This window comes from Streptomyces sp. NPDC001549 (assembly GCF_042894025.1).
In the GTDB taxonomy this organism is placed as follows: domain Bacteria; phylum Actinomycetota; class Actinomycetes; order Streptomycetales; family Streptomycetaceae; genus Streptomyces; species Streptomyces kutzneri.
In genome coordinates, this window is sequence record NZ_JBIAVJ010000009.1 from 57,985 (window position 1) to 80,413 (window position 22,429).

The 22,429-nt window shown below is 72.4% G+C and carries 25 protein-coding genes; 13 read left to right on the forward strand and 12 right to left on the reverse strand.

Annotated elements, in window-relative coordinates; genetic code table 11:
- Window positions 1–300 precede the first annotated feature (300 nt).
- On the forward strand, window positions 301–2,178 hold the full coding sequence (locus ACFY04_RS17235) for an ATP-binding cassette domain-containing protein (protein ID WP_389117477.1): 1,878 nt from the start codon (window positions 301–303) through the stop codon (window positions 2,176–2,178).
- Between the two features lie 96 nt (window positions 2,179–2,274).
- Here the strand turns inward: ACFY04_RS17235 and ACFY04_RS17240 are convergent, their stop codons facing one another.
- Window positions 2,275–2,592 (reverse strand): ASCH domain-containing protein, encoded by a 318-nt coding sequence (locus ACFY04_RS17240; RefSeq protein ID WP_389117479.1) that lies wholly within the window; start codon window positions 2,590–2,592, stop codon window positions 2,275–2,277.
- 723 nt (window positions 2,593–3,315) lie between these two features.
- Here ACFY04_RS17240 and ACFY04_RS17245 point away from each other — a divergent pair.
- Window positions 3,316–4,923 carry a phospholipase D-like domain-containing protein gene (locus tag ACFY04_RS17245; protein WP_389117481.1) on the forward strand — a complete coding sequence of 536 codons (1,608 nt, stop codon included), beginning with the start codon at window positions 3,316–3,318 and terminating at the stop codon, window positions 4,921–4,923.
- 5 nt (window positions 4,924–4,928) lie between these two features.
- Here the strand turns inward: ACFY04_RS17245 and ACFY04_RS17250 are convergent, their stop codons facing one another.
- Window positions 4,929–5,477 carry a GNAT family N-acetyltransferase gene (locus ACFY04_RS17250; RefSeq protein WP_389117483.1) on the reverse strand — a complete coding sequence of 183 codons (549 nt, stop codon included), beginning with the start codon at window positions 5,475–5,477 and terminating at the stop codon, window positions 4,929–4,931.
- A gap of 103 nt (window positions 5,478–5,580) precedes the next feature.
- On the opposite strand from ACFY04_RS17250, the gene ACFY04_RS17255 reads away from it, so the two are divergent.
- From ACFY04_RS17255 to ACFY04_RS17265, 3 genes are read left to right on the forward strand one after another with little or no spacing between them, the layout of a single operon-like run.
- Entirely contained in the window at window positions 5,581–6,198 is a 618-nt protein-coding gene (locus ACFY04_RS17255) for a TetR/AcrR family transcriptional regulator (protein WP_389117485.1), read from the forward strand.
- A 25-nt stretch (window positions 6,199–6,223) separates the two neighbouring features.
- Window positions 6,224–7,135 (forward strand): SDR family oxidoreductase, encoded by a 912-nt coding sequence (locus tag ACFY04_RS17260; RefSeq protein ID WP_389117486.1) that lies wholly within the window; start codon window positions 6,224–6,226, stop codon window positions 7,133–7,135.
- A 52-nt stretch (window positions 7,136–7,187) separates the two neighbouring features.
- The gene (locus ACFY04_RS17265; RefSeq protein WP_389117489.1) at window positions 7,188–8,585 is read left to right on the forward strand and encodes a hypothetical protein; all 1,398 of its coding nucleotides are present in this window, start codon (window positions 7,188–7,190) and stop codon (window positions 8,583–8,585) included.
- 33 nt (window positions 8,586–8,618) lie between these two features.
- Here ACFY04_RS17265 and ACFY04_RS17270 read toward each other — a convergent pair whose 3' ends face one another.
- Entirely contained in the window at window positions 8,619–9,578 is a 960-nt protein-coding gene (locus ACFY04_RS17270; RefSeq protein WP_389117491.1) for an MBL fold metallo-hydrolase, read from the reverse strand.
- Between the two features lie 111 nt (window positions 9,579–9,689).
- Between ACFY04_RS17270 and ACFY04_RS17275 the strand changes: the two genes are divergently transcribed.
- The 3 genes from ACFY04_RS17275 (at window position 9,690) to gap (ending at window position 11,989) form a co-directional block, all read left to right on the forward strand.
- Window positions 9,690–9,920 carry a hypothetical protein gene (locus ACFY04_RS17275; RefSeq protein WP_389117493.1) on the forward strand — a complete coding sequence of 77 codons (231 nt, stop codon included), beginning with the start codon at window positions 9,690–9,692 and terminating at the stop codon, window positions 9,918–9,920.
- Between the two features lie 5 nt (window positions 9,921–9,925).
- Window positions 9,926–10,885, forward strand: a complete 960-nt coding sequence (locus ACFY04_RS17280) for a GlxA family transcriptional regulator (RefSeq protein WP_389117495.1) — start codon at window positions 9,926–9,928, stop codon at window positions 10,883–10,885.
- Between the two features lie 105 nt (window positions 10,886–10,990).
- On the forward strand, window positions 10,991–11,989 hold the full coding sequence (gap, locus tag ACFY04_RS17285; RefSeq protein WP_389117498.1) for a type I glyceraldehyde-3-phosphate dehydrogenase: 999 nt from the start codon (window positions 10,991–10,993) through the stop codon (window positions 11,987–11,989).
- 142 nt (window positions 11,990–12,131) lie between these two features.
- Here the strand turns inward: gap and ACFY04_RS17290 are convergent, their stop codons facing one another.
- Window positions 12,132–13,550, reverse strand: a complete 1,419-nt coding sequence (locus ACFY04_RS17290; protein ID WP_389117789.1) for an MFS transporter — start codon at window positions 13,548–13,550, stop codon at window positions 12,132–12,134.
- A gap of 205 nt (window positions 13,551–13,755) precedes the next feature.
- Here ACFY04_RS17290 and ACFY04_RS17295 point away from each other — a divergent pair, with 205 nt between their 5' ends.
- Window positions 13,756–14,628, forward strand: coding sequence for a helix-turn-helix transcriptional regulator (locus ACFY04_RS17295; RefSeq protein ID WP_389117500.1), 873 nt, complete (start codon window positions 13,756–13,758; stop codon window positions 14,626–14,628).
- A gap of 236 nt (window positions 14,629–14,864) precedes the next feature.
- On the opposite strand, the gene ACFY04_RS17300 is transcribed toward ACFY04_RS17295, so the two are convergent.
- The 3 genes from ACFY04_RS17300 to ACFY04_RS17310 all read right to left on the reverse strand — a co-directional run bounded on the left by ACFY04_RS17300 (window position 14,865) and on the right by ACFY04_RS17310 (window position 16,469).
- Entirely contained in the window at window positions 14,865–15,227 is a 363-nt protein-coding gene (locus ACFY04_RS17300) for a hypothetical protein (protein ID WP_389117502.1), read from the reverse strand.
- Between the two features lie 109 nt (window positions 15,228–15,336).
- Complete coding sequence (locus tag ACFY04_RS17305) at window positions 15,337–15,990, reverse strand: class I SAM-dependent methyltransferase (RefSeq protein WP_389117504.1); 654 nt, start codon at window positions 15,988–15,990, stop codon at window positions 15,337–15,339.
- A gap of 35 nt (window positions 15,991–16,025) precedes the next feature.
- Window positions 16,026–16,469 carry a MarR family winged helix-turn-helix transcriptional regulator gene (locus tag ACFY04_RS17310; protein ID WP_389117506.1) on the reverse strand — a complete coding sequence of 148 codons (444 nt, stop codon included), beginning with the start codon at window positions 16,467–16,469 and terminating at the stop codon, window positions 16,026–16,028.
- A 103-nt stretch (window positions 16,470–16,572) separates the two neighbouring features.
- Between ACFY04_RS17310 and ACFY04_RS17315 the strand changes: the two genes are divergently transcribed.
- Complete coding sequence (locus ACFY04_RS17315) at window positions 16,573–16,965, forward strand: nuclear transport factor 2 family protein (protein ID WP_389117508.1); 393 nt, start codon at window positions 16,573–16,575, stop codon at window positions 16,963–16,965.
- An 85-nt stretch (window positions 16,966–17,050) separates the two neighbouring features.
- Here ACFY04_RS17315 and ACFY04_RS17320 read toward each other — a convergent pair whose 3' ends face one another.
- Together ACFY04_RS17320 and ACFY04_RS17325 are read right to left on the reverse strand one after the other, a co-directional pair.
- Complete coding sequence (locus ACFY04_RS17320) at window positions 17,051–17,437, reverse strand: VOC family protein (protein WP_389117510.1); 387 nt, start codon at window positions 17,435–17,437, stop codon at window positions 17,051–17,053.
- Window positions 17,438–17,452: 15 nt separating this feature from the next.
- Entirely contained in the window at window positions 17,453–18,652 is a 1,200-nt protein-coding gene (locus tag ACFY04_RS17325) for an aromatic acid exporter family protein (protein ID WP_389117512.1), read from the reverse strand.
- Between the two features lie 171 nt (window positions 18,653–18,823).
- Here ACFY04_RS17325 and ACFY04_RS17330 point away from each other — a divergent pair, with 171 nt between their 5' ends.
- Complete coding sequence (locus ACFY04_RS17330; RefSeq protein WP_301374131.1) at window positions 18,824–19,009, forward strand: hypothetical protein; 186 nt, start codon at window positions 18,824–18,826, stop codon at window positions 19,007–19,009.
- 155 nt (window positions 19,010–19,164) lie between these two features.
- Here the strand turns inward: ACFY04_RS17330 and ACFY04_RS17335 are convergent, their stop codons facing one another.
- The gene (locus tag ACFY04_RS17335) at window positions 19,165–19,557 is read right to left on the reverse strand and encodes a hypothetical protein (protein ID WP_389117514.1); all 393 of its coding nucleotides are present in this window, start codon (window positions 19,555–19,557) and stop codon (window positions 19,165–19,167) included.
- A gap of 173 nt (window positions 19,558–19,730) precedes the next feature.
- Between ACFY04_RS17335 and ACFY04_RS17340 the strand changes: the two genes are divergently transcribed.
- Complete coding sequence (locus tag ACFY04_RS17340) at window positions 19,731–20,090, forward strand: PRC-barrel domain containing protein (RefSeq protein ID WP_314246152.1); 360 nt, start codon at window positions 19,731–19,733, stop codon at window positions 20,088–20,090.
- A gap of 157 nt (window positions 20,091–20,247) precedes the next feature.
- A complete protein-coding gene (locus ACFY04_RS17345; protein WP_389117516.1) occupies window positions 20,248–21,141 on the forward strand; it encodes an oxygenase MpaB family protein in 894 nt (297 codons plus the stop codon).
- A 10-nt stretch (window positions 21,142–21,151) separates the two neighbouring features.
- Here the strand turns inward: ACFY04_RS17345 and ACFY04_RS17350 are convergent, their stop codons facing one another.
- Window positions 21,152–21,460: a hypothetical protein gene (locus ACFY04_RS17350; protein ID WP_389117518.1), complete on the reverse strand. Its 309-nt coding sequence runs from the start codon at window positions 21,458–21,460 to the stop codon at window positions 21,152–21,154.
- Between the two features lie 81 nt (window positions 21,461–21,541).
- The gene (locus tag ACFY04_RS17355) at window positions 21,542–22,381 is read right to left on the reverse strand and encodes a class I SAM-dependent methyltransferase (RefSeq protein WP_389117520.1); all 840 of its coding nucleotides are present in this window, start codon (window positions 22,379–22,381) and stop codon (window positions 21,542–21,544) included.
- Window positions 22,382–22,429: the final 48 nt, after the last annotated feature.

A 22,429-nucleotide genomic window follows, 5' to 3' on the forward strand; every position in this document is an offset into this window, starting at 1 on the left:
GCCCGCAAGCGGTTTCCGGCGAGCTGACCCCCGTACCGGCGGGTTCCGGCCAACCTCCCGTCCGTCTCCGCCCGGAAGCCCGGCGGTGCCCGAACACGATCAGCGGCCACGGCTGGGGAGCCGTCGCCGCGAGGTCGGCCAGATCCCGCTGCTCCGGCCTTCGGCCTGCGCTGTACTCACTGCCTCCAGTTCCCGCGATCACGCAGCCGCCCCTCCGCACAGCGCGGGGACGGGCTTCTCCGGCATGCGCTGTGAGCGGCGAACCGGCCTCCAAGACAACCCAGTTGAAGGAGAGGCAGCATGGCCGAGCAGCAGACCGAGGACCGCAAGACCGCCGCACCACCCGCCCCACCGGAGTTCAAGTACACCTGGGGCCAGCACAACGAGACGATGGAGGCGCTGTCGCTCGGGCAGATGGCCCGCCGCGTTCCCTCCGCCCTCCGGCAGACCGCGCGGCTCGCGCTCGCCGTCAACCGCACCGCGTTCCACGTCCTGGTCACCGCCCAGATCCTCGGCGGGATCTGCACGGCGGCGGCGCTCGCGGCGATCTCGCGGGCGATGGTCCCGCTCCTGACCGGAGACGGCATCGGGGAACGGATCGCGGCGGCGGCCTGGCCGCTGGTCGTCGCGGCCGCCATGACGGCGCTCGGCGCGCTGGCCTCCATCACCTCGGGCAGCGCGGCCCGCCGCCTGAATCCCGGCATGGCCACCCTCGCCGATCTCGCCATGGTCGACGCCCACATGGACGTCGAACTCGCCGCGTACGACGCTCCCGACTTCACCGAGCGCTCCGAGGCCGCCGAGACCGGATCCGCCCGCTCCGCCATGCTGCTGCAGGACGCCCTCGGCTTCACCGGCGGCCTGATCGACATGGTCGCCGTGGCGTCCGTCCTCGCCGTGGTCCACCCCGTGCTGCTGCCGCTGCTCCTGCTGTCGGTGGTCCCGCGCGGCCTCGGCTCGGTCTACGCCGCCCGCCTGGACTACCGCCTCCACAACCAGACGATCGCCTCCCGCAACATCAAGCACATGATGCGCTGGCACCTGACCACCCCGAAGCTGGCCGACGAGCTGCGCGGCAACAGCATGCGTCCGTACGCCCATCACTGGTACGCGGCGGTCTGCGAGCGCATCGACGCGCGGATGGTCAGCTCCGCGCCCCGCTACCTCACGGTCTATCTGATCGCCGCCGCCGCCTCGGGGATCTTCGTCGTGGCGACCTACGGGGCCCTCGGCGTGCTGGTCGTCGGCGGGTACATGGCGATCGCCGCCGCCGGCACGGCGATCGTCGCCATGCGGACCTCCACCGCCGCCCTCTCGCAGCTCGTCGTCTACGGGGCGGCCATGTTCCAGCACGCCCTCTACCTCGGCGACTACACCACCTTCGTCGCCGAGGCCGCCGAGAAGTCGGGTCCGCGCGGCCCGCAGGTCATGGAGGCGGAGAAGATCCGCCTGGAGGAGGCCACGTACACCTATCCCGGCAAGGACACCCCGTCGCTCGGACCGGTCTCCCTGACCCTGTCCCGCGGCGAGGTCATCGCCGTCGTCGGGGAGAACGGCGCGGGCAAGTCCACCCTGATCCGGCTGCTGACCTCGCTGACCGCCCCGACGTCCGGCATCGTCTCCTGGGACGGGGTCCCGACCTCCGACGCCGACCAGCGCTCCGCATGGCGGCACGTCGGCCTCGTCACCCAGTCGTACGGGTACTGGCCCTTCTCCGCCCGGGAGAACATCACTCTCGGCCAGCCCGACCCGCGTGGCGAGGAGGCCGTCTGGGACGCCCTGGACGCGGTCGGCATGCGGGCGGCCGTCCAGGAGTTCCCGGACGGCCTGGACACCCTGCTGGCCCGCTCGATCTGGGGCGGGCACGAGCCTTCCGGCGGCCAGTGGCAGCGCCTGGCGTGCGGGCGGGCGTTCCACCGGAAGCCGGGGCTGCTGGTCTTGGACGAGCCGACGTCGGCCATGGACCCGCGCGGTGAGCACATGGTGTTCTCCGGGCTGCGGGACATGAAGGACGACCGGATCACGGTGATCGTCACTCACCGGATGGAGAACTGCCGCCTCGCCGACCGGATCATCGTCCTCGACGCGGGACGGATCACGGAGCAGGGCGGTTACGAGGAGCTGGTGCGACTGGACGGCTCCTTCGCCGAGCTGGTCCGGCTCTCCCAGGACCGGTAGGCCGGTGACGTCCGGGGGACGCGTGGCGCCGCACGTCCCCCGGATCCACGGCCGCGGCGAGGGAGCCTCGCGGCGTGGCCGGGCGAGCCCACCCGCTCATTGCACCGGCCGGAAGTGCACGACGGTGATGTGGTCGGCCGGCCCGATGTCGGGGTAGTGGTGCCGGAGTCTGCCGTGGAGCTCGGTCAGGTCACGAAAGCCGTCCGCCCGGGCGTCCACCTCGCTCAGCTGGGCGACCGTCTTCTCGGTGAGCTGCGTGACCACACCCGGCAGGGCCACCTCCTCGTCCAGCTCGAACACCAGGCTGACGGGGCCCACCTCCACCGGGTCACGGAAGCGGACGGTGGTCGTCTTCCGGCCGGCCCGCACGGCGTCGAGGTAGTCGGGATGGAAGTACAGGGACTGCGAGTTCATCAGCGCACCCTAGCCCGTGTCGCGGCGGGGTGATTCCCCGACGTGGCCTGCTGCCCGCGTGCCGGGTCGATCACGGGATGCCGTTTGGGCAGGGTTCATCCCGAACCCTGGCGCCGCATGTACCTCTGGTACTTCGAGCGGATCGTCCGCGCCGCGGTCGTGGACCTGGGCGGTCCGGCCGACGGGGCGCTCCGGCGGTCTGGATCGGGTACGGCGCACTGCTCCTGGGGTCGGAACCGCTGTGGGCGCGGCTGCCGGACGACGCCGTACTCGACTGCGCGCTCACCCTCGCGGCGCCTGGCGGCTGACCGTCCACAAGCGGCGCGTCCTCCGCGACTGTCGCCGTTCCTCCCCGCTGCCGTCGGCCGGCCGGCGCGCGGTGGCGGGGGCCGGCCGCTTCGGGCTGCGCCAGGGGGCGCGTGCCTGCGTTCGTGCCGGGCGCTGATGCTGGTGATGGCCGTGGCGAGCCGCAGGAACGGGAGCGGGATGCCCGGGTGGATGGCCGTACTCACCGGGATCGTCATGACGGGGCGGCCGGCCCGCAAGCCCCGGCGCCCTGCGCACCTCGCCGCCGCGGTACTCGCCGCGGCCGGCCTCCCGGGGGCCGGCCGGCGCTGGCACTGGGCAACGGGGCGGCGCCCCGCGCCGGAGTGCGCTCGACCCGGCACGGGGTGAAGCTGGAGATCGAGCTCGCTCCAGAAGACGGCCCTGGGAGGCGTGGGCATGAGGGTGCAGAGCAGTTCCGGGCCATTGCGGGCACAGGCCATCGCCGGGACCCATGTGGTGGTCCTGGGGTTCGACCACGATCGGGCCGCCATGGACGGCGTTCTCGGTTTTGGGGTCGAACGGTTCGACCATGCCGAAGGCCGGCACCGCTGGCTCGACAACCGCCTCCGTTTCCCCGAGGCAAGAGGCCGATGGGGGTCCAACTGGAACCCGTTCCAGACCTTCGCCTGGGGCGACTACCGCGCCAAGCCCGGGCGGACCTACACCTACCGCGTGCACGCCATGACCGGAACCCCGGGGGAGGAACTCACCCCGGCCTCGACCGTCGAACTGCGGGTGCGGACCGAGGAGCCGGGCGTGCACGGTGTCTGGTTCAACCGTGGCGTGTATGCCTCGCAGGCCTACGCCGAACGCTTCAAGAACCTCCACCCCGATGACATCCCCAACCGTGAGGCCTGGCGCTGGCTGTCGCGCGGCCTGGAGGAGGCGCTGCTCGCCTTCATCGGCGCCGCCGACGGCGACCACCGGCAGCTCCATGCGGCGCTGTACGAGTTCGAGTACCTGCCCGTGCTCAAGGCCTTCCGTGTGGCCGCGGACACGGGCGTGGACGTCCGGCTCGTCGTGTTCGACCACCCGGACAACCGCGAAGCGGTGGCCGCCGCCGGCATCGACGACCTGGTCGTGGCCTGGCGGACCCGGGCCAGGATCCCGCACAACAAGTTCGTGATCGCGAGCCACGAGGGCGAGCCCGAGGCCGTGTGGACCGGGTCGACCAACATCACCGAGAACGGGATCTTCGGACAGTCCAACGTCGGACACACCGTCACCGATGCGTCGGTCGCCCGGCGATACCGTGACTACTGGGACCAGCTCGTCGCGGACCCGACCCCCGGCACCCTCAACAACTGGGTGGACGCCAACAACCCGATGCCCGACCCCTGGCCCGCCGGCATATCGGTCGTGTTCAGCCCGCACACGCACACCACGGCGCAGGACCGCTACGCCGATCTCTTCGGATCGGCCCAGGACCTGGTGTGCATCACGTTCCCTTTCAACTTCGATCCCCGATTCGCCGACCTGCTCCCGGGCGACCACTCCGCGCTCCGTTGGCTGCTGTTCGAGAACGCCGGTATCGCCGATGCGCACCGGAGCCTGGTCACCGATCCCGAGACCGAGCTGGTGGCCTGCGGCCTCGTCGAAGAGGGCGGCCTCGCGGGCTGGGCGGCCGAGCACGACAACCCGTTCTCCAACAACATCGAGTACCTGCACACGAAGTACCTGCTGATCGACCCGCTCGGCGACGATCCGATCGTGGTGACCGGCTCGGCCAACTTCAGCAATCCCTCCGCGAACTTGAACGACGAGAACATGCTGGTGATCCGGGGCGACCACGGCCTCGCGGAGATCTATTTCACCGAGTTCTCCCGCCTGTTCAACCACCACCGCTTCCGGGACTCGCTCCGCCTGGCCGCGGACCAGCCGACGCCCGGCCCCGAGACGGGAGTCGAAGCCCCGGTGCCGCTCATCGCCGGGCACTGGTCGGACAAGTACTACGACGAACCGGCGCGGGACCACCAGCGCCGGCTGCTGGCCGGCTCGCCGTAGACGCCTCAGACCTCGGGAAGGGACGGATCGGGTGTCCAGGGGTTCGGCGCGGTGATGGCCCAGCGTTCGTGGTCCCGCCAGTCCCCGTCGATGTAGAGGTAGGCGGGCGAGAGCCCCTCGTAGCGGAAGCCCAGCCGCCGGACCAGGGCCAGGGATGCCTCGTTCGCCGGCTGGATGTTGGCCTCCAGCCGGTGGAGCCGCAGGTCGGTGAAGGCGTGCCGCAGGGTGGCGGCGACCCCTTCGGTCATGTACCCGCGCCCCGCGGACGGGGCGAAGGCCGCGTAGCCGAGGGACGCGCCCTGGTAGCGGCCCCGGATGATCGAGTTGATGTTGACCATGCCGACGGCTGCGCCGGTCTCCCGGACACGGACCAGAAAGCCCAGGTTGGTGCCGTCGTCGAAGCGGCGCGTCCAGACCTTGAACTCCTCCGCGGTCGCGGGCAGCTGCATCCATGGCCGGTGCAGCTCGGAGCTGGCCCGCACCAGCGTGCAGAACTCGTCCTGGTCGGAGAGGGTGAGCGGGCGCAGTTCGACCCGTGACGGCATATTGATCATGGTCCAACGTTAGGCCTCGCGAGGGTCGTGGGCCAGGTCGCGGTCGGCCTCCAACCTCGCATGCTTTAATAAATGCACGTGCATTTATTAAAGAGGAGCGACAGTGGCCGGACGTCCCCGTGGGGTGGAAGACGCGGTGATCCTGCGTGCGGCGGCCGAGGTGATGGGACGGCTGGGACCTTCCGGGCTGACTCTGGCGGCGGTGGCGCGCGCGGTCGGTCTGGTGCCCGGCACGCTCGTGCAGCGGTTCGGCTCCAAGCGCGGCCTGATCCTGGCACTCGCCGACCAGTCCGTGCGGGACGCGGACGCGCTGCCCGACCGGGTCCGCGGGGAGCAGGGCTCGGCACTGGGGGCCCTGGCCGCCCTGCTCGCGGAGTGGACGGCTCCGATGGTCTCTCCGGAAACCTTCGCCAACCACCTGGCGTTCCTGTGCATGGACCTCACGGACCCCGAACTGCACGAGCGGGCCCTCGCCGTGCACGACGCGCAGCGCCGGGCGGTCCGGACCCTGCTGGCGCAGGCCCTTGCCACGGGCGAGCTCCGTGCCGCGACGGATGTCGAGGAGCTGACCTCGACCGTGCAGGCCGTCACTTCCGGCGCGGGTCTCAGCTGGGCGCTCGACCGCAAGGGCGCCCTCGTCCAGCGCGTCCGGCACGGACTCGACGCCGTGCTGGCCCCCCACATCGCCACCGCTACCGACACCGACACCGCCACCGCGTGAACCCGCCGGAAGACATGGAGAAGAGATGACGACGAAGACACGACAGCTCGCCGGAAAGGTCGCCCTGGTCGCGGGCGGCACCCGGGGAGGCGGGCGGGGAATCGCCATCGAGCTCGGAGCCGCCGGCGCGACCGTCTACGTGACGGGCCGCAGCAGCGGAGCACGGCGCTCCGACCTCGGCCGCCCCGAGACCATCGAGGAGACGGCCGAGAAGATCACCGCCGCCGGAGGTGTGGGCGTCCCGGTCCGCACCGACCACAGCGACCCGGAAGAGGTGCGGGCCCTCGTGGCGCGGATCGCGGCGGAGCAGGACGGCCGGCTCGACATCCTGGTCAACTCCGTCTGGGGCGGCGACCCGCTCACCGACTGGGAACACCCTTTGTGGGAGCAGGACCTGAACCAGGGCCTGCTCCTCCTGCGCCGGGCGGTGGAGACCCATGTGATCACCAGCCGGTACGCGCTGCCCCTCATGGTCGCCCGCAAGAGCGGCCTGGTCGTGGAGGTCACCGACGGCAACACCGCCCGCTACCGCGGCTCCTTCTTCTACGACATGGCGAAGTCGGCGGTGATCCGGCTGGCCGTCGCGCAGGCGGCCGAGCTGCGTCCGCACGGCGTCGCGGCCGTCTCCCTGACGCCGGGGTTCCTGCGCTCGGAGGCGCTGCTGGAGCATTTCGGCGTCACCGAGGCCAACTGGCGTGACGGCGCCGCCAAGGACCCGAACTTCGCCCACTCCGAGACTCCCGCCTATCTGGGGCGGGCGGTCGTGGCCCTGGCAGCCGACCCGGACGTCATGGCCAGGACCGGCCGGGCGCTGGCCACCTGGGACCTCTACAAGGAGTACGGGTTCACGGATGCCGACGGCACCCAGCCCGACTTCGCCGCGCACTGGGCCAGGAATCTGAAGGCGGAGTACGGGCCCCTCGGCGACCCGCTCTGACTCCACCACGCCGCCAGCGGCGCTGTCGGTGTCAGGGTTTAGCCTGCATCACATGATCAAGGGGGAATTCGCCGTACCGTCATCGGGTGCGCTCGCCGACGAGGTCGCGGCCGTGCTGGCCGGTCGGCACGACCCCGGCGTGGTGCCGTTCGAACGGGTGCTCAACGCCGTGGTGAGCCACAGCTTCCGCGACCGGGAGGCACTGGCCGCCGCGCTGGGCCCCGTCCCGCGCGAGTTCAAGGTGAAACCGCACGCGCAGGTGCGGTGCACAGCGGGCATCGTCGGCGCGGCGGTCGGTCCGGTACGGGCGGAGGAGTCCTGGGAGAACGCCGGGGCGGGCTGGCTCGAACTGTGCCAGCACGTGGCACTGGACTACGTAGCGGGCGCGCGCACCGGCGAGGTCGCCGCACGGTTGCGGTCCGGCGACCCCGTGCCGTTCCTGCTCTCCGTACCGAGCGGGCCGACGGGCGCGGTGGAGCCATACGAGCTGGTCGAGCGGCTCGCGGAGTACGAGCGCCTCGGCATCCGGCCAGGACCGGCGGACCTGGGGCAGGCGCTGCTGCGCTGCGGCGGCCGGGTGGACCCCGAAGTGGTGCGCGCCGCGGAGAGGCTGGAGCTGGCGGAGGGGCCCCGGGTGGCGGCCTGGCTGCGGCAGGGCGGTCTGCCCATGCCGACGTGGTGGCGGGAGCGCGAAGCGGGTCAGGCCGAGCGTCCCGGCAGGCGCCGGGGAGCACGCATCGGCCGCCGGATCCTGGTGGGGCACGAGGCCGTCGAAGGCCGCGGCGCGTTCCCCCGGCAGTTCTGGTCACTGTTCCGCACGTTCGAGCCGCACCTCTCCTGTCCGCACTGGTCCCTGCCGGACTACCGGGACGCTCACACGGTCGCGACCCTGCCCTGGCACCCGGAGATAGCCGCGGCCCGGCTGCTGACGGGTGTCGCGTCGGCGGCCGACCAGGACGGCTGCGGCTCCCCCGCCTTCCTGGAGGCGCTGGCCTCGGCCGACGGCCCGGCCGGGCCCGCCGTGCATCTGGCCGTGGCCTACGGGCTCGCCTCCGTCCCCGAGCGTGACCGGGAGGCCGCCGTACGGGCGCTGGCGGTACTGGCCTCGCGGGGCCGGCTGGACGGCGAGCTGCTGGGCCGGGAGCTGACCGAACTCGTGGGGCTGGGCACGCTGAGGGTGCCCCTGCTGACCGAGTCGCTGCGGGCGGCCGTCGCCGTACCGGAGGGCGCCGGGGCGGTGTGGGCGGTCCTGGCCACCGCCCTCCCCGGTCTGCTGGCCCGTACCCGGCCTCAGGTGCACGGGGCGCTGCTGGCCGTCGCGGCGGACTCCGCCCGGCTGTCGGGCGCGCGCGGCGAGCTGCCAGAGGTGACGGCGCTCGCGCAGCGACCTGGTTCGTCCCAGCTGCTCATGCAGGCGCGGAGGTTGCGGGATGCACTGACGGGGGCCTGATCCGGCGGCCCCGGGACGTGCGGCCCGCGGCGGTCAGCCGTGCTGGTGCTGCTCGGGCAGCCGGCTGTCCGGGTGCGCCCACAGCAGTACGTTGTCGGGCCGCTCGTCGTGGAAGAAGTCCAGGACGTCCTGGTCCGAGTGACGCAGGCTGAAGTGGGTGAGGACGAAGAGGGTGTCCGGGTGGGCCTCGACGACGGGCTTCAACCCGCTCCAGACGGTGTGTCCGACCCGGTCGGCCCGCTCCCGTTCGGTGTCGTCGAGGAACGTGCACTCGGTGATGATCACCGGGTACTCGAAGAGCCACGGGTTGGCCTCGAAGACGCTCACGTGGGTGTCGCCGAGGAAGGCGAACAGCGGCCTGCGTACCTCTCCTTCGACCTCGGCGCCCGCCTTGCGGCGCTGCGCCAGGATGCGGCCGAACTCCGCGCCCCGGCCCTGTCCGGCGAGGGTGTGCCGCAGTTCCTCGTACTCGGGCAGCAGGGCCTTGCGGCGTTCGGCGAACGCGTATCCCACGCAGGGCACCTTGTGTACGCACTCCACCACCCGTACGTGGTGGCCGCGGCGTCCGAAGGTGAACTCGTCGCCGCCGCGTACCCCGTGGAGCCGGCAGCCCGCGGCGAGGGCCGGATCGTAGGCGGTGCCGTGGTTCAGTTCGGCGGAGGCCCGCAGAAAGGTCTCCACGTACGGCGCCGCCGCGGCGGGCAGGTGGATGTCGACTCCGCCGGGCCTGACCGCGAGGTAGTCGAGGTCCTTGGAATGGTCGTGGTGCGTGTGGGTGAGGAAGACGGTTTCCGGCTGACGCCCTTCGGCCAGTCCGGCGTCGAGCGCGCAGCGAAGTTCGGGGATGTGGAAGAACGTCTTGTCGTTGGCGCGCGAGTACCCGGTGAGGGTCAGCTCGGTGCCGGGTATCCGCCAGGTCTTCCACTGACGGAACGGGTGCCCTTGGTCCAGCCGTTCGGGGTGGGCGGGTGTCCGCGAAGGGGCCGGTGTCATCGGTGCCTCCGTCGGACCGCGTGATCGGGTGAAGGCCCGATCGTAACGGGCGGCGTCCTGTCGCGGCCCGCCGTTTTCCGGACCGCCGCCGACGCGGACAACGGGCGCGGCGTGTACGACGCCGCGCTCTGGACCACCCTGCTCCGGCACCTGCAGACCGCGCACATCGCCGCCGAACGGATCGAGCGCGGTGAGCGGGTGCTGTACCCGCCGCTGCGCGAGCAGTGGGTGTACGACTCCACGACCAAGCAGAACCCGCGCAAGGGCCTGACGCCGTTCCCGAACCGGATCCGTCATGACCGCGGCCGGATACGGACCGTCCCCTCCCCCGCCGTACGCTGAACCCCGTGCCGCCCCGCTCCCGCCTCCACCGCGTAGCCGTCCTCGTCCTGGAGGGCGCCAAGCCCCTCGACGTCGGAATCCCCGCGCAGGTGTTCACGACCCGCGCGAGCATGCCGTACGAGGTACGGGTCTGCGGCGCGGCTCCCGGCCTCGTCACCGGCGGCGACGGCCTGTCGTACCACGTCACCCACGGGCTCGACGCGCTCGCGTGGGCCGACATCGTCTTCGTCCCCGGCTACCGCTTCCCCGACCGCGAGGACCCGCCGCGAGCGGTCATCGACGCGCTGATCGCCGCGCACGAGCGGGGAGCGCGGCTCGCCGCCATCTCGACCGGCGCGTTCGCGCTCGCCGCCACCGGCCTGCTCGACGGCAAACGCGCCACGACTCACTGGCACTACGCGCGGGCCCTCGCCGCGAAACATCCGCTCGTCCGGCTCGACGAGAACGTCCTGTTCGTCGACGAGGGCAGCGTGCTCACCTCGGCCGGCGCCGCCTCGGGCATCGACCTGTGCCTGCACATCCTGCGCCGCGACCTCGGCGTGGCCGCCTCCAACCACGCGGCCCGGCGCCTGGTCGCGGCCCCCTACCGCAGCGGCGGCCAGGCGCAGTACGTGCCGCGCAGCGTGCCCGAGCCGCTCGGCGAGCGGTTCGCCGCGACCCGTGAGTGGGCGCTGCACCAGCTGGGCGAACCGCTCACCCTGGAGGCGCTGGCCCAGCACGCGGGGGTCTCGCCCCGGACCTTCTCGCGGCGCTTCGCCGAGGACACCGGGTACACGCCGATGCAGTGGGTCATGCGAGCCCGGATCGACGTGGCACGTGAGCTGCTGGAGCGTTCGGAGCGCGGTGTCGAGCAGATCGCGGACGATGTCGGCCTCGGCACCGGCGCGAATCTTCGCCTGCACTTCCACCGCATCCTCGGCACCACCCCGACCGAGTACCGGCGCACCTTCACCCGGGGCGAATAGCCCGGGATCGCCGAGTGGCGAGATCCTTACGAACCATGGCGATCTCGCCGCTGTCGCGGAGGGTGACCGGCAGCGAACCTGATGGCGAACGAAAGGGACATCGTCATGACTCGCATTGCCATCAACGGATTCGGCCGCATCGGACGCAACGTGCTGCGTGCGCTCCTCGAGCGCGACACCGACCTCGAGGTCGTGGCCGTCAACGACCTGACGGAGCCCGCCACCCTCGCGCGGCTGCTCGCGTACGACACCACGTCCGGCCGGCTCGGCCGCCCGGTGACCGTCGAGGGGAACGTGCTCGTCGTCGACGGACACCGGATCACGGTGCTGGCCGAACGCGAGCCGGAGCAGCTGCCCTGGGCCGAGCTGGAGGTCGACCTCGTGCTGGAGGCGACCGGCCGCTTCACCTCGGCCGAGGCCGCCCGCGGCCACCTCAAGGCCGGCGCGCGCAAGGTGCTCGTCAGCGCTCCGTCCGACGGCGCCGACGTCACGCTCGCGTACGGTGTCAACACCGACGCGTACGACCCGGCCCTGCACACGATCGTCTCGAACGCGTCCTGCACCACCAACGCGCTCGCCCCGCTGGCCTCCGTGCTCGACGAGCTCGCGGGCATCGAGCACGGGTTCATGACCACCGTGCACGCCTACACGCAGGAGCAGAACCTGCAGGACGGCCCGCACCGCGACCCCCGCCGTGCCCGCGCCGCCGGCGTCAACATCGTGCCGACCTCGACCGGCGCCGCGAAGGCGATCGGCCTCGTACTGCCGCAGCTCGACGGCAGGCTGTCGGGCGACTCGATCCGCGTGCCGGTCCCGGTGGGCTCGATCGTCGAGCTCAACACCACCGTCGCCCGCGACGTGACGCGCGAGGAGATCCTCGAGGCCTACCGCACCGCGGCGCAGGGACCGCTGGCCGGCGTGCTGGAGTACTCCGAGGACCCGCTCGTGTCCTCCGACATCACGGGCAACCCCGCCTCGTCGATCTTCGACTCGGAGCTCACCCGTGTCGACGGCCGCCACGTCAAGGTGGTCGCCTGGTACGACAACGAGTGGGGCTTCTCGAACCGCGTGATCGACACGCTCACGCTCCTCGCCGCGGGCTGAACCGACAGCGGTCCCCGGTGGGGGCGCGCCCGGCGTCCGCGCGCGGTAGGTCCTGATCACCGATCCCGGTGAACGGACCGGCCGCGTGCGGGCGCCTCGGCGTACCTGCCCGGCCGCACCGGTGCTCCATGCTCCCGCGCGCTCAGCGCATACGGGGAAGGCGGAGGCTGAGCAGGACGCTCAGCGCGATCAGGCCGAGCTGGACGAGCAGGGTGGTGGACACCGCGTCGCGCACGCCTGCCGTCGGGGCCAGGGCGAGGAAGAGGCTTCCCAGCGTGGCGACCCCGAGCGCCACGGCGGACTGCTGGGCGGTGATCATGACACCACTGCCCGCCCCGGCCCGGTCGGCGGGGACGTCCGAGAGCACCAGGCGCATCAGCACGGGCATTTGGAACCCCTGGCCCAGTCCGGCCAGCGCGATCCCCGGAGCGAGCGCGGCCGGGCCGAGGTCCGGCCAGCCGAGGCGGAGTGTGGCCAGCAGGACGGCGATCCCGATCGCCTGGATGACGGCCCCCGCGGTGACGAGCCGGCTGCCGAAGCGGGAAACCAGGCGCGGCCCCGCCAGTGAGGCCCCGAAGAAGGCCACGGCCATCGGCGCCAGTGCCAGACCCGCCCGCACCGGGCCTATTCCCAGGCCCTGTTGGAGGGTCACGGCGAGGACGAACATGAATCCGCCGAAGCCGATCGAGAACGGCAGCAGGAGCGCCAGACCGCGCCGCAGCGACTCCAGCCGGAGCAGGCTCGGCGGCACCAGGGGGGTATGGCCCAGGCGGTCGGCCCGGCGCTCGGTGGCGTAGAACGCCGCGGCGGCGACGGGGAACACGCCGAGCGAGACCCAGGTCCACAGCGGCCAGCCCGCGGCCCGTCCCTCGGTCAGCGGCAGCAGCAGCGAGACCAGCGACAGCGCGAGCAGCAGGGTGCCGGGCACGTCCACGGCCGCGGGCCGGCCGGCCCGGGTGTCCGGGACGGTGCGCACCGCGAGGACCAGCCCGAGGACCACCACGGGTACGTTGACCAGGAACACCGCGCGCCAGCCGGTTCCGCCGAGGTCCGCGGCGACCAGGACGCCGCCGAGGATCTGCCCGGCGACCATGGACAGGCCCCCGGTGGCCCCGTACAGGCTCATGGCCCGGGCCCGGCGCGGGCCCTCAGTGGTGGCCTGGATGGTGGCGAGCACCTGCGGCAGCATGAGGGCGGAGGCTGCGCCCTGGGCGACGCGGGCGGCGACGAGGGTCCAGGCGTTCGGGGCGAGGCCGCAGGCGAGCGAGGTGACGCCGAAGGCGGCCATGCCGACGAGGAAGAGCCGGCGGCGGCCGAGGCTGTCGCCGACGCGCCCTCCGAGGACCAGCAGGACGGCGTACGCGACGCCGTAGCCGCCGACGACGAGTTCCAGGAGGGCGGGGCCGGCGGCGAGGTCGTGCTCGATGGACGGCAGCGCGACGTTGACGATGAAGAAGTCGATCATTGGCAGGGCCGCGCCCAGGAGCACGGTGAACAGGCCGAGGCCGCCCAGGTGGGGCGCGGCGGGCGCGGGAGCGCTGTGCACGGGGTTGGTGTGCACGGGATTGCTGCGTACAGGGTTGCTGCGTACAGGGTTGCTGCGTACAGGGTTGCTGCGTACAGGGTTGCTGCGTACGGGGTTGCTGCGTACGGGGATCTGAGTCACCCTCCGACGATCTCCCGGCCGTCAGACGGGTACCAGAGTGTCCTGATCCGGGTACCAGGACTACCTGGCAACAGGATGCGCGGTGCGGCAGGCTGGGAGCATGACCACTGTGGCCCCCGGAAACGACGTACGACGGCACGAGCTGGCCGAGTTCCTGCGCACCCGCCGCGAGCGGATCACTCCCGAGCAGGTGGGACTGGTGCGCGGGCCGCGCCGGCGTACCCCGGGGCTGCGCCGTGAGGAGGTCGCGCACCTGTCGTCGGTGGGCGTGACCTGGTACACGTGGCTGGAGCAGGCGCGCGACATCCAGGTGTCGGCACAGGTGCTGGACGCGGTCGCACGGGCGCTGCTGCTCGACGTGAGCGAACGGGAGCACCTGTTCTCGCTGGCCGGGAGCCTGGACCCGGCGCCGCCGGCGGTCTGCCCCAGCGTGACGCCGGCCGTGCGGGCCATGCTCGACCAGCTGGGCCACATCCCGGCGTGCGTCCAGAACAGCCGGTACGACATCGTCGCGTACAACGCCACGTACGGGCGGCTGCTCGGCGACCTGGACAGCAAGCGGCCGGAGGACCGCAACTGCATGTTGCTCGCCTTCACCGACCCGCAGTGGCGGGAGTCGGTGGTCGACCTGCCGAGTACGCACAGGCTCATGGCGGCGAGGTTCCGGGCGGCGATGGCCGAGCACCTGGCGGAGCCCGCGTGGACGACGCTGCTGGCCCGGCTGGAGGGGGCGTCGGCGGAGTTCCGGGAGGTGTGGGCCCGCCACGAGGTGGTGGGCGGGCAGCTCTCGAAGTCGAAGTACATCCGCAACGCTCACGTGGGGCTGCTGTACCTGGAGCACACCAACTTGTGGCTCGGACCGCGAACCGGGCCGAGGCTCGTGACCTACGTACCGCTGGACCAGCGGACGCGCGAGCGCCTGGAGGAGCTCGAGCGGCTGACGCGGCCCGTCGGTGCGGGGCTCCCCGTCTGACGCACCGCCATGTCCGTCCGTGCGGCCATCACTTCCCCCGCCGGGTGCCTGTGCCGGCCGCCCGGCCGGTGCCGCGGAAGCTGGTGCTTTCGCGGACCCGGACGATCTCGTCTTCGACGCGTGGGCCGGAGTCGGCACCATGGCGGTTGTCCTCACCTGGGTGGCCGGCCCGGCACCGGCCACCTGGTCCGTACCACGTGCGGACTTCACCGAAGCGGCCCCGCACGGGGCGGACTTCAGCCCAGGAGAAGGATCCAGTAGAGGCACACGGCCAACGGCACCAGGATGGCCACCGTGCCGAGCGCGACCCCGGTCAGCGCCCGGCCGCGGGCCGCTCCCTCGTCGCCCCGCACGGCCCACAGGTCGGGGAGACCGCAGACGAGCGCCATGATCCCGACGGGCAGGACGAGGTAGAGGGGGAAGAAGCGGATCAAGGGCGGTAGTCCCTCCGGCAGGAACGGGCAGCCGATCATCGCCACGCCGGTGACCCCCAGCGCGAGTGACGCCGTCCCCCTCCGCTCCGGCTCCGGCTCCGACTCCGCCACCGGCTCCGCTTCCGTCTGCTGCTCCGGCCCGGCCGTCCGCTCCACAAAGTTCATGGGACCGAGGTTAGGCAGGCGGCGGGCGGCTGCGCCTGGGCGCAGCTACTCAGACCTGCGTGAGTAGCCGGACCCGGATGCCCTCGGCCTCATCGCGGCCGGCGCGCAGTCAGTCCGGGATCCGGTCCGGGTCCGGTCCGAGGCGGGCCAGCAGGTGGGCGTCGAGGAACCCCCGCTCGGAGGCCGGGTCGTGGAGCAGCCGGGCGAACGTGGTGAACCCGGCCCCGGCCAGCAACTCGGCGAACCGGTCCGCCGGCCAGCTGTAGGCGGGTGTCACCTTGTGGTCGAAGCGGACCGGCTCCGATCCGTCGGTCGCGAAGAACGAGACCAGGAGCAGGCCCCCTCGTGCCAGGACACGTGCCTGCTCGGCGAGCAGTGCGGGCAGTTCCCCGGGCGGCGTATGGATCATCGAGTAGTGGGCCAGCACACCACCGAGCGCGCCGTCCCCGACCGGCAGGGCCTCCATCCGCGCCTCGTCGAATCGCAGCCCCGGATGGGCCCGCCGGGCATGGCCGACCATGCCCGGGGAGAGGTCGAGACCGAAGGCGTCCAGCTCCAGTTCGTGCAGCATGGCCGTCAGATGCCCGGGCCCGCACCCGACGTCGGCGGTCCGCAGGTTCCCCGTCCCGCGCACCAGCTCGGCGAAGGTGGCGAGCATGGCCCGCGAGAACGGCTGCGCCTCCAGCCGACCGGCGAACATCGACGCGTAGAGCTCGACGACCCCGTCGTAGGCCGCGCTGGTCTCGTCCTGGTGCTCCGTCACGGGGAAGAAGCTAACACCGGCGCCGTTCGCGGCTCCTAGGCGAACGGGCCTTCGGCCGTGAAGCGGCGCAGGTGGCGGGCGAACGTCTCGGCCTCGCCCGGGGGCCAGGAGGCCAGGCTCGCCGTGATGTGGTCCGCCAGGCGCGCACGCAGCTCTGCGACGACCAGCCGCCCCTCCTCGGTCAGGACAAGGAGGTGTGCGCGCCGGTCGGAGGGGTCCGGTTCGCGGCGGATGAGGCCCGCGGCCTCCAGCCGGGAGGCGCGGCGGGTCACGCCGGAGCGGTCGACCCCCACGTCGTGGGACAGGTCCGCCGCACTGCGGGAGCCGGTCCGGGCCAGGGCGCTGAGCACGGGGTAGGTCACGTCGTCCACGGCTTCACCCATGCCTTCCGTGAGCCGCTGGTGCAGGTGCGTGCGGGTCGAGCGCTTGAGCAGGATGCCCAGCGCGTCTGCGATCTCATTCCCGGTCTCGTTGTCCACGACAGAAGAATAGCGTGCGTTGCGCACGCATTGCTGTTATGGTTTTGGAAGTGCGTGCGCCGCGCACGCATCGCTGATCCGCTCCGCATCGAAAGGCAGTCCCATGACTCGCACCGGTATCACGGCCGCCCTCACCGACCTGCTCCTCAGCCGCGACCTCACCGTTCAGGAGGCCGCCGACCGCCACTTCGCCCCGGAATACCGTCAGCGCACGGACGGCCAGTGGGCGGACCGGGCCGGCTTCATCGAGCACATCACCCACCTGCGCACCGTCGTCGACCATGGCCGTATCGAGGTCCACGAAGAGCTGTACGACGGCCGCAAGTACGCCGACCGGCACACCGTCCACGTCACGAAGACGGACGGTTCGACGGTGCGCACCGAGGTCTACCTGTTCGGCGAGTTCGCGCCCGACGGCCGCTTCAGCCGCATCGAGGAGACCACCCTGATGCTCGAAGGGTCCGAGTCCGACCGCGACCTCGGCAGCGCCCGCTAGTGCTGTGGTCGGGAAGGTTCACCAGGTCACAGCACTGGGTCGTCCCTGCCGGGAACGCGGCAGGGATTCCGGGGCGGGCCTCGGATCAGGGGCGGAAGCGCAGGGGGTGATCGGACGGGACCTCGACCACGGCGATCCGCACGCCGTCGGGGTCGGCGATCCACATCTCGATCAGACCCCACGGTTCGCGCTCGGGAGGTCGCACCACCTCGGCGCCCCGGCCGCGCAGCTCCTCGTACGCCGCCTGCACGTCCTCGACCTGGAGCCACAACCGCAGGCCCGGCGCGGGCGGCGCCTCGGCGCGGCCGGACAGTTCAAGGAAGCCGCCGCCGAGGAAGTAGACCGTGCCGCGGTCGGGGCCGGTGCCGAACTCGCGGTGGACCGCGAGCCCGAGGGTGTCGCCGTAGAAGGCGCGCGAGCGTTCGGGGTCCGTGGGGCGCAGCAGAACCCTGCTGCCCAGTACGTGCACCATGAGCCCTGCCTTCCCTCACCCACGGTCCTGCCGCGTCCGCTTCAGCGGCTTCTTCCAGCTCCTGCGCCGGGTGCGGGTGTGCTGGTCGAGTTCCTCCAGCAGGCGCTGGGAGCGTTTGTCCACGCCCAGCTCGTCCAGGACCCGGTCGATCTCGCTGAGCAGCGCGCCGCTCAGCTGCCAGTGTGCCGGATCCTCGCGGGCGGAGGCCAGCAGCAGGACCGCAAGCCGGTCGCGGTGCGCCCGGGCGACGGCCAGTTCGCCGGTCAGGCGGGCCTCCGCGTCTTCCGCGTTGGCGCTGACCTGTGCGGTAATCAGCTGGGCGAAGCTTTCCACCGCGATGGCCGTGTGGCGCGTCACCTGCCCCAGCGCGGCCGCGGTCGCGGGGTCGAAGAGCGGACCGTCGGGGCGGGCCCGGGCCAGGTCGGTCAGCGTGCGGCAGGCCACTCGGAGCACGACCGCGCAGATCTCCAGGGTGTCCAGGCCGGTGCGCAGCACCAGCCTGGAGAGCAGCCCCTCCTTGACCCGCGGATTGAGCCGGAGGCTGTCCTCGGCCTGCCGGAGGGCGGCGTCGACCTGGGCGATGTCGTTGTCGAGGCGGCGCGCCTCGTGCAGCCGGGCCGCGGCCTGCTCGACCCTGGCCGGTCCGGAGGGCTCCTCGCCGAGGTGGTCGAGCAGCCGGCTCATGCGCCGGGCGAGGTCGGTGATCGCGGCGCCGGCCGGGCCGACCCACAGGGGTGGTGCCAGGAGCAGGTTGACCAGCAGCCCGACCACCGCACCGATGACCGTTTCCAGGACCCGGTCCCAGGCGGTGTCCGCGACTTGGGTGACGCCGAGGACGAGCATGGCGCTGATCGCGACCTCGGGCACGAACTCGTCCACGCGCACCAGGTGGCCCACGACCAGGGAGGCGAGGATCAGCAGGCCGAGGCTCCACCAGGTCAGACCGACCAGGGCGCTGAAGCCGATCGCGATCAGCACGCCGACGACCACGGAGTTCACCCGGCGGATGCTGGTGGTGAGGGTGGAGTACAGGGTGACCTGGACGACGAGCAGCGCGGTCAGCGGGGCGGTCAGCGGGCTCGGCTCGCTGCTCAGGCGGAGTGCGACGACGTAGCTGATCACGGCGGCGGCTGTGGACCGCAGGGCCTGGACGGCGACCGGCTCACGGCGGCGGCGTGCGACCCGGGTGGCGAGGCTGCTGATCGTTTCCGGCATGCGGGGCGCCTTCCCGCTGCTGGGCCGGATGACGCATGGCGTGGCCGCCGGGCCCCGATCGGCCGAGGATGGGCCGCACGAGGAGGGCGACCCGGCCGCTCGCGGGCAGGCGGTGGGCGTCCGGGGGCGGTCCCGGTCGGTGAGATCCACGAGTGCGAGGGAGAGACAGCCATGAAGGGCAAGGACGACAGGCATGAGAAGTCGGGAGAGGGCCGGGCGGAGCAGGCCCAGGAGCATCCCGGCCCGGACCCGGTACACCCCGAGGCCAGCAAGCGGGTCGAGGGCAAGAGCCCGGAGGAACTGAGGCGTCGGCAGGAGCGGAAGACGACCCGTTCGGGCGACGACGACGCGGAGTAACGGCACCGAGTAACGGCTTCGGGCCGGACGGCCACACCGCCGGACGACCGGAGCCGGACGGTCGGGGCCGGACGGTCGGGGCCGGACGGTCGGGGCCGGACGGTCGCGCCGCCGCACTGTCGGACGGCCGCGGGGCAGGGAGCGGCGGCGAGGTCCTACGGGCCCTCGTCGTAGGTCCCTGCCTCGATCTCCAGGGCGAGCTCCTGGAGGACCCCGATCGAGGAGATGTCCGTCCGCCCGCTGTCGTGCACCATCGCCAGGCTGGTGAACGCCAGGCTGAAGCCCGAGACCATGGTGTGCAGGGCCGGCCCGAGCGCCTCCGCCACCAGGGCGGCCACCTGCTGCGGAGACGCGTCGGCCGGCACCCTGATCGACGGCAGCATCTCGTTCAGGAGCAGAGTGGCCACACCGGCCGTCGGCGGCGACCCGGCGCCGTCCTCCCCGGCCTCGCCGTTCCCGTCGTCCTCCCCTGTCTCGGCGGCCCGGCGGATGTCCTGGGCGTCGGTGAGGATGCCGATCACTCGCTTGAGTACCTCTGCGCGTTCCATCTGCGGAGCGTAGCCCCGAGCCCCGGACCGGCGCCGGGGTTCACCCCACCAGGCCCTGCCCGGGCTCCGTCTCACGGGGCATCAGCCCGGATCGGGGGCGGATGTGTAACCGCGGCCGCGCCGGGCAGACGCGCCGTGACGACACGGGATCGATGGAGGGAGCTGTTCCAGTCATGTCTGAGAACGTCTGGGCCTACCGCGTCACCGTTGACCGCATCACGGACGTGGACCTGTCCGGCTACAGGGTGGAGGCGGCCGACGGCAGCATCGGAAAGGTCGACAAACACTCCGACGAGGCGGGATCGGCCTATCTGGTCGTGGACACCGGCCCGTGGATCTTCGGCAAGGAGGTCCTCCTCCCCGCGGGTACCGTCACCGGTATCGATGTGGAGGAGAAGCGGATCCGGGTGGGGCTGACCAGGGAACAGGTCAAGGACGCACCGGAGTTCATACGGGACGAGCACCTGGAGAGCACCGACTACCGGCGGCTGCTGGACGGTTACTACGGCATCATCCCGCCGCGCTGGCTGTGATCCACGGCCGGAGGGCGCGCCGTTGACGCAGGCGCCGGGCCGTACTCGCGGCCCGGCGCCTGCGGTGTGGCACGGATGCGGAGCGGCCCGGGCCCTGTGCCAGGCCGGGGCCCGTGCCGGCCCGGATCCGGATCCGGATGCGGCACATAATGGACATATGGCGAGGGTGACGACGGTCCAGCGGATCAGGCGGCAAGCCGGCGAGGCGGTCTTCCTGCGCGTCGCCGGGCCGGACGGGCCCCGGAACAGGGCGCGGATCCACACGACGCCCGGACCTCGGTGGTTCGCACCGGAACGGCCGGTGCGCCGGGTGCACGGGGACGCATCGATGTTCGTCGGCGGGCTGGCCGCCCTGCTGCTCCAGTCCCTGCACCCCCTCGCGATGGCCGCCGTGGCGGCCCACTCGGGGTACCGGGGCGACCCGTGGGGGCGGCTGCACCGCACCAGCACCTTCCTGGCCGTCACCACGTTCGGCACGAGCTCCGACGCCGAGGCGGCGGTGGCCCTCGTACGGGAGGTGCACGCGCGCGTCCGGGGGCGGACGGCCGACGGCATCCCGTACCGGGCCGACGATCCGGAGCTGCTGACCTGGGTGCACATCGCCGAGGCGGACTGCTTCCTGCGGGCCCACCAGCGGTACGGCAGACGCCCGTTGGACCCCGCGGGCTGCGACGCGTACCTCGCCGACACGGCGCGCGTGGCCCGCGCGCTGGGGGCGGACCGGCCGCCGGAGAGCGAGCACGAGCTGGCTCTGCTGATGGCGCGGTACCGGCCCGGCCTGCGGCCGACGGCGGCCTCCCGGGACACCGCCCGGTTCCTGCTGACCGATCCCCCGCTGCCCGGAGCCGCCCGGTTGCCGTACGCGCTGCTGGCGGCGGCGGCCGTGGATCTGCTGCCGCCCTGGGCGAAATCGGCCGTGGCCGCCGAGGTGCCCGCGGCCGCCCGGATACCGCCGTCGGCCGCTCGCGCGGGCGGCCGGGCCGTGACCCGGGCGATCCGCTGGGCGCTGCCGCCGGCTCCCCCGGCTCCCCCGGCGCTTCCGCCCGGCTGAGGCGGACCTCTCAGTACTCCTCGTCCGGGTAGCCCCAGCGGACCTCAGGCTCGGCTCCTGCCGCCACTGCGGCGACCGTCGCCGCGAAGACCCCCTCGAAGTGCGGTTGCCACAGGTAGAAGCGGGAGATGCCGAGCGGGAAGTCGGAGTCCCCGGAGACGAAGTACGAGCCGGCGTCGTCCACCGCCACCCCGATGGTGACCTGGTCGGCTATGTCCTCCTCGTACATCAGCTCCTGCAGGGCGCGGACGATCGCCCAGGCCTGCGGTTCGCCGGCGACCCCGGTGACGGTGAAAGCAAGATCGATGTTCACTGACATGCCGGAAGAATAGGCGCGGCCACCGACACCGGGGCCGTCCGGGCCACGGGCGTACGGGCATACGGGCATACGGGCCATGGGCTACGGGCGGGTGGCGGTCACGAGGTAGTAGTCCAGGATCTGCTGCTCCCAGGCGGCCAGGAAGTTCCGGGGCCAGGTCCCCGGCGCCCAGAGGCGGGCGAGCCAGCGGTCCCAGCCGGGCCAGACCTGCGGGCCGATCGAGGAGACCCGCACATCGGCGAAACCGGCCTCGGCCAGGGCACCGGCGAGCCGGGACACCGGTCGCGCGATGTCCAGGCCGCTGGCGAACGAGTCGAGCAGCCCCGCGAGCCGCTTCGCGGGCTCGGGCGCCCCCTCCACGGTGAAGAAGCTGGTGACCGCCACCCGGCCGCCCGGGCGCAGCACTCGCGCCGCCTCCCGGGCGAACGCGGTCAGGTCCGGGAAGTGCTGGGCCGCCTCCACGCTGTAGAGGCAGTCGAACTCCGCGTCGCCGAGCGGCAGGTCCTCCGCGGCACCGAGCGCGAAGCCGATCCGGTGCGGCTGCGCCGCGAGGAGCGGGGAGTTGGCTTCGCGGGCCCGCCGGAGCTGCTGGGGGTGGATGTCCACCCCGGTGACGGAAGTGGGCCCGTACTCCTCCAGCGCGAGGGCGCACCCGAGGCCGAGACCACAGCCGACCTCGACGGCCCGGGCGCTTCGGGGGGCCACCGCGTCGAGTACGTGCCGGTAGAGGTCCTGCTCGCTGCGGATCCGGTCGCCCTGCGACAGCGGCTGCCCGAGATCCACCGCCTTCCAGTAGCCGAAGTTGATGAACCCTCCGGCGAAGACCGGGACGGCGCTGAGATCGGCCGGCCCGTACGTCTCCCACACTTCGGGCCGTACGACCGGGGACGGCCGCTCCGTGAGGTCACCCGACGACGACACCACCCCACCACCTCCTCGTGACGGGGACGTCCTGCCCCCGGCCCTCAG

Excerpts from the sequence above, each read along its gene's own strand:
- ACFY04_RS17235 (WP_389117477.1), top strand. The coding sequence starts at position 301 with ATGGCCGAGCAGCAGACCGAGGACCGCAAGACCGCCGCACCACCCGCC.
- ACFY04_RS17240 (WP_389117479.1), bottom strand. The coding sequence starts at position 2,592 with ATGAACTCGCAGTCCCTGTACTTCCATCCCGACTACCTCGACGCCGTG.
- ACFY04_RS17245 (WP_389117481.1), top strand. The coding sequence starts at position 3,316 with ATGAGGGTGCAGAGCAGTTCCGGGCCATTGCGGGCACAGGCCATCGCC.
- ACFY04_RS17250 (WP_389117483.1), bottom strand. The coding sequence starts at position 5,477 with ATGATCAATATGCCGTCACGGGTCGAACTGCGCCCGCTCACCCTCTCC.
- ACFY04_RS17260 (WP_389117486.1), top strand. The coding sequence starts at position 6,224 with ATGACGACGAAGACACGACAGCTCGCCGGAAAGGTCGCCCTGGTCGCG.
- ACFY04_RS17265 (WP_389117489.1), top strand. The coding sequence starts at position 7,188 with ATGATCAAGGGGGAATTCGCCGTACCGTCATCGGGTGCGCTCGCCGAC.
- ACFY04_RS17270 (WP_389117491.1), bottom strand. The coding sequence starts at position 9,578 with ATGACACCGGCCCCTTCGCGGACACCCGCCCACCCCGAACGGCTGGAC.
- gap (WP_389117498.1), top strand. The coding sequence starts at position 10,991 with ATGACTCGCATTGCCATCAACGGATTCGGCCGCATCGGACGCAACGTG.
- ACFY04_RS17295 (WP_389117500.1), top strand. The coding sequence starts at position 13,756 with ATGACCACTGTGGCCCCCGGAAACGACGTACGACGGCACGAGCTGGCC.
- ACFY04_RS17300 (WP_389117502.1), bottom strand. The coding sequence starts at position 15,227 with ATGAACTTTGTGGAGCGGACGGCCGGGCCGGAGCAGCAGACGGAAGCG.
- ACFY04_RS17315 (WP_389117508.1), top strand. The coding sequence starts at position 16,573 with ATGACTCGCACCGGTATCACGGCCGCCCTCACCGACCTGCTCCTCAGC.
- ACFY04_RS17320 (WP_389117510.1), bottom strand. The coding sequence starts at position 17,437 with ATGGTGCACGTACTGGGCAGCAGGGTTCTGCTGCGCCCCACGGACCCC.
- ACFY04_RS17325 (WP_389117512.1), bottom strand. The coding sequence starts at position 18,652 with ATGCCGGAAACGATCAGCAGCCTCGCCACCCGGGTCGCACGCCGCCGC.
- ACFY04_RS17330 (WP_301374131.1), top strand. The coding sequence starts at position 18,824 with ATGAAGGGCAAGGACGACAGGCATGAGAAGTCGGGAGAGGGCCGGGCG.
- ACFY04_RS17335 (WP_389117514.1), bottom strand. The coding sequence starts at position 19,557 with ATGGAACGCGCAGAGGTACTCAAGCGAGTGATCGGCATCCTCACCGAC.
- ACFY04_RS17340 (WP_314246152.1), top strand. The coding sequence starts at position 19,731 with ATGTCTGAGAACGTCTGGGCCTACCGCGTCACCGTTGACCGCATCACG.
- ACFY04_RS17345 (WP_389117516.1), top strand. The coding sequence starts at position 20,248 with ATGGCGAGGGTGACGACGGTCCAGCGGATCAGGCGGCAAGCCGGCGAG.
- ACFY04_RS17350 (WP_389117518.1), bottom strand. The coding sequence starts at position 21,460 with ATGTCAGTGAACATCGATCTTGCTTTCACCGTCACCGGGGTCGCCGGC.